The sequence below is a fragment of the Acidovorax sp. HMWF029 genome (genome assembly GCF_003060895.1).
GTDB lineage: Bacteria > Pseudomonadota > Gammaproteobacteria > Burkholderiales > Burkholderiaceae_C > Acidovorax.
The window spans coordinates 9714-14440 of sequence record NZ_QAIH01000129.1 but is presented as its reverse complement, the minus strand read 5'-3'; the positions used below and the strand labels follow the sequence as shown (position 1 = coordinate 14440).

Genomic DNA, 4727 nt, shown 5'->3' with positions numbered 1-4727 from the left:
GGGTGATGGCGGCGGGGTCTCGGCCCTGGCCCCAGCCACCAGGACCGTGCTCAGGGCCACCACTGCGGGCAATGCCGCCCAGGCCCGGGGGCTGGTGGGCATGGCGGTGCGCGCAGTGCGTGACGTAGGAGTCTGAGGCCGTGATGCAAAAGCGGTATACATGGGGGCAGGTCAGTAGCACAGGGCTTGTGGCCATGCTAGGGCGGCCCCCCGGCCATGGTTTGCCTCTGTGTTTGCGTTTTGTTGACCTTGTGTCCCACGCGCCTGCACCGCCCCGGCGGGCATGGAGAGGGGATCAGTAGGCGGTGGTGCCCGCCACTTGCAGGCCCCGCACCCAGGCGGCGTACTCGGCAGAGCTACCCTGCTCCGTGGGCAGATAGGGCGCCCCTGCACCCGTGCCGCTGTGTGACCGCACCTCCGAGGGCGCAATGCCAAACGCCGTGCGGAACGCCCGGCTGAAATGGGCATTGCTTGTAAAACCCACCCGCGTGGCCACCTCGGCCACGCGCAGGCGTTGGTTGGCCGGGTTGGCCAGCGCCTGATAGGCCGCCAGCAGCCGACGCTGCTGCACATGGTGGGCCACCCCGCCCAAGGGCTCGAACAGGCGATACAGCGTACTGCGCGAGAGTCCAAAAGTGCGGCACAGGGCGTCGGCGCTCAGGTCGGCCCCCAGGTGGCGGTGGATGTGCTGCTGGATGCGCTGCAGCGTCACCCCCTCGATGGCGTCCTGGGCGCCATGCAGCGTGCGGGCGCTGGGCTGCACGCAGGCCGCCAGCATCTGCACACTGGCGCGTGCAACGGCGGGTGCATCGTCCAGCGCAATACCGGGCAGACGGCGCTGCAGCGACAGCAGGTGGTCGCTCAGCAAGCCACCCAGCGCCGAGCCGCCGCGCAGCACGGTGCCGTGCAGGTCAGAGTCGCGCACCCCCAGGGATTCGTGGAGCAGCTCGCGCGGCACAATCAGCGTCATCACATGCGAGGCGCGTGCAAAAGTGCGCAGAGTGCGGCCCAGGTCCAGGATGGCGATGTCGCCAGGGCGCACCTCGATGTCTGTGTTCCCGTCGCGCTGGCCCACAAAGCCGCCGGTGCGGTACCACTGCACCAGGTAATGGTCGAGCCCGTCGCGCACCACACGGGGCTGCGCACGCAAAAATTGTTGCCCCGCGAAGTGCAGGTCACCCACCAGCAGATGCCCCAGATGGGTTGCATGCACGGTGGCCTGGAAGGTCGCAATGCTTTGCGGTACGAGTGGCGCCACGTCAAACACCACCGAGATGCTTTGGCGCCACGCCTCAAACCGTGCTTCTCCCGCCTGCTGGTCGGTGGTGAACAGGGTGGACGGAAGGGGCTGCGGGGCGGTCATGGTGCGCCTATTATGTGGGGGCCGCGCACAAAGGGCTGGTGACCTATCATGGTGGGTTTTCCCCGCACCGAGCCCGCCCGTGACCCCTCCCTCCATTGCCGACGACCGATCCGCCGATGGTGTGTACCTCGCCCGCGCCCTGCGCGAGCAGCGCATCAGCATCCGGGGGGCGCGCACGCACAACCTCAAGAACATTGACCTCGACATTCCGCGCAACCAGCTGGTGGTGATCACGGGGCTGTCGGGCTCGGGCAAATCGAGCCTGGCGTTTGACACGCTGTATGCCGAGGGCCAGCGGCGGTATGTGGAGAGCCTGTCGGCCTATGCGCGGCAGTTTCTGGGGCGGCTGGACAAACCCGATGTCGACCTGATCGAAGGCCTTTCGCCCGCCATCAGCATTGAGCAAAAGGCAACCAGCCACAACCCGCGCTCCACCGTGGGCACGGTGACCGAGATCCACGACTACCTGCGCCTCTTGTACGCCCGCGCGGGCACGCCGTTCTGCCCGGACCACGGCCTGCCGTTGGCGGCGCAGACGGTGAGCCAGATGGTGGACGCCGTGCTGGCGCTGCCCGAGGACACCAAGCTGATGATCCTCGCCCCCGTGGCGCGAGAGAAAAAAGGCGAGTTCACCGAGCTTTTTGCGCAGATGCAGGCGCTGGGCTACATCCGCTTTCGGGTGGATGGGCAAATCTACGAGCACGAGAGCCTGCCGCAACTCAAGAAGACCGAGAAGCACGACATTGACGTGGTGATCGACCGCGTGAAGGTGCGTGCCGACCTGCAGCAGCGCCTGGCCGAAAGCATTGAGGCCGCTCTGCGGGTGGGCGGCCACGACGGCAATGGCCGCGTGCTGGCGCTGGAGATGGACACGGGGCAGGAGCACCTGTTCAGCAGCAAATTTGCCTGCCCGGTGTGCAGCTATTCACTGGCCGAGCTGGAGCCGCGCCTGTTCTCGTTCAACTCGCCCATGGGTGCCTGCCCGGCGTGCGACGGCATTGGCCAGCGCGAGGTGTTTGACCCCACCCGGGTGGTGGCCTTCCCCACGTTGAGCCTGGCCAGCGGCGCAATCAAGGGCTGGGACCGGCGCAACGGCTATTACTTTGCAATGCTGGAGAGCCTGGCCAAGCACTACGCGATTGACATCGAAGCGCCGTTTGAATCGCTGCCTGCCCCCGTGCAGCACGCCATCCTGCACGGCTCGGGCGAGGAAGAAATCGCCTTCAGCTACATCCTGGACAGCGGCGCCCAGAAGGGCAAGACCGTGACCAAGAAGCACCCCTTCGAAGGCATCATCCCCAACATGGCCCGCCGCTACCGCGAGACCGATTCGGTGGTCGTACGCGAAGACCTGGCGCGCTTTCGCAGCACCCAGCCCTGCCCCGAATGCCACGGCGTGCGGTTGCGCCGCGAGGCCCGCCATGTGAAGGTGGGCGAAGGCGAGCAGGCCCGCGCCATCTACGAAGTGAGCCATGCCACGCTGAGCGACGCGCACGCGTGGTTCCACGCGCTGAAGCTCACCGGCGCCAAGGCCGAGATTGCCGACAAGGTGGTGCGCGAGATCGCCACGCGATTGCAGTTCTTGAACGACGTGGGCCTGAGCTACCTGAGCCTGGACCGCAGCGCCGAAACGCTGTCGGGCGGTGAGGCGCAGCGCATCCGCCTGGCGTCGCAGATCGGCTCGGGCCTGACGGGCGTGATGTATGTGCTGGACGAGCCCAGCATCGGCCTGCACCAGCGCGACAACGACCGGCTGATCGCCACCCTCAAACACCTGCGCGACATCGGCAACAGCGTGATCGTGGTGGAGCACGACGAAGACATGATGCGCGCCGCCGACCATGTGATCGACATGGGCCCCGGCGCGGGCGTGCACGGCGGGCGGGTGATGGCGCAGGGCACGTACGACGAAGTGCGCGCCAATGCGCAGTCGCTCACCGGCCAGTACCTCTCAGGCACCCGCACCATTGCCGTGCCCAAGCGTCGCACGCCCTGGCTGCCGGTGCTGGACCAGCCTGCGCCCGTGGTGGAGACAAAGACCAAATCGCGCTTTCCGCAGACTGAGGCCAGCAAGCGCCGCGCCGAACGCATGGCCGAGCACCATGCGCGCCAGGGTGCCGTGCAGGCGCTGCGCGTGGTGGGCGCCACGGGCAACAACCTCAAGGGCGTCACAGTGGACTTCCCCGTGGGGCTGCTCACCTGCGTGACGGGGGTCTCGGGGTCGGGCAAGAGCACGCTGGTGAACGACACGCTGTATGCCGCCGTGGCCCGGCAGATTCACCGCGCACATGAAGAACCTGCCGAGCACGAAGAGATCGTGGGCATTGAGTATTTCGACAAGGTCATCAACGTAGACCAGAGCCCCATTGGCCGCACGCCGCGTAGCAACCCGGCCACCTACACCGGCCTGTTCACCCCCATCCGCGAGCTGATGGCCGAGACCAACACCGCCAAGGAGCGTGGCTACGGCCCCGGGCGCTTCAGCTTCAACGTGTCGCAATCGGCTGGTGGTGGCCGCTGCGAGGCTTGCCAGGGCGACGGGGTGGTGAAGGTGGAGATGCACTTCTTGCCCGATGTGTACGTGCCCTGCGACATCTGCCACGGCCAACGCTACAACCGCGAGACACTGGAAGTGCAATGGAAGGGCAAGAACATCGCCCAAATTTTGGAGCTGACGGTGGAAGACGCAGCGGCCTACTTCAAGGACGTGCCATCAATAGCCCGCAAGCTGCAGACGCTGCTGGATGTGGGCCTGTCGTACATCCGCCTGGGCCAGGCCGCCACCACGCTGTCGGGCGGCGAGGCGCAGCGCGTGAAGCTGGCGCAGGAGCTGAGCAAGCGCGACACGGGCCGCACGCTCTACATCCTGGACGAGCCCACCACCGGCCTGCACTTTGCCGATATTGATCTCTTGCTCCGCGTGCTGCACCAGCTGCGCGATGCGGGCAACACCATTGTCATCATCGAACACAACCTGGACGTGATCAAAACCGCCGACTGGCTCATCGACATGGGCCCCGAGGGCGGTGCGGGCGGCGGCACTGTGGTGGGCGTGGGCACACCCGAGGAGCTGGCCGCCAACCCGGCCAGCCACACGGGGCGGTACCTCGCGCCCTATCTGCAGTCAAAATTGCAATGAAAATGGCCGTTTGCGCTCGATAGATCTGCTTTTGATGCTATAAAAATAATAGTAATTGTGCAGGCGCCTTATGGCAGGCGCCGCGCCACCTCGGCGTCCAGTGAGCCCATGAAGGCCTCCACGGCCCGGGTGTAGGGGCTCTCCAGCCCCAGCTGGGCGTTGATTTCGCCGTGGCTCAGGTCCTGCGGCAGCACTTCGGCGCGGCCACCCAGGCTGTGCACATGG

Annotated in this window: 2 protein-coding genes; one reads left to right on the top strand and one right to left on the bottom strand. The window is 66.4% G+C overall.

Annotated elements, in window-relative coordinates; all coding sequences use genetic code 11:
- Window positions 1-295: 295 nt before the first annotated feature.
- On the bottom strand, window positions 296-1363 hold the full coding sequence (locus DBR12_RS08750; RefSeq protein ID WP_108616897.1) for a helix-turn-helix domain-containing protein: 1068 nt from the start codon (window positions 1361-1363) through the stop codon (window positions 296-298).
- Here DBR12_RS08750 and uvrA point away from each other — a divergent pair.
- The gene (gene uvrA / locus DBR12_RS08745) at window positions 1362-4502 is read left to right on the top strand and encodes an excinuclease ABC subunit UvrA (protein WP_369861425.1); all 3141 of its coding nucleotides are present in this window, start codon (window positions 1362-1364) and stop codon (window positions 4500-4502) included. The two genes, DBR12_RS08750 and uvrA, sit on opposite strands and share 2 nt — an antisense overlap.
- Window positions 4503-4727: the final 225 nt, after the last annotated feature.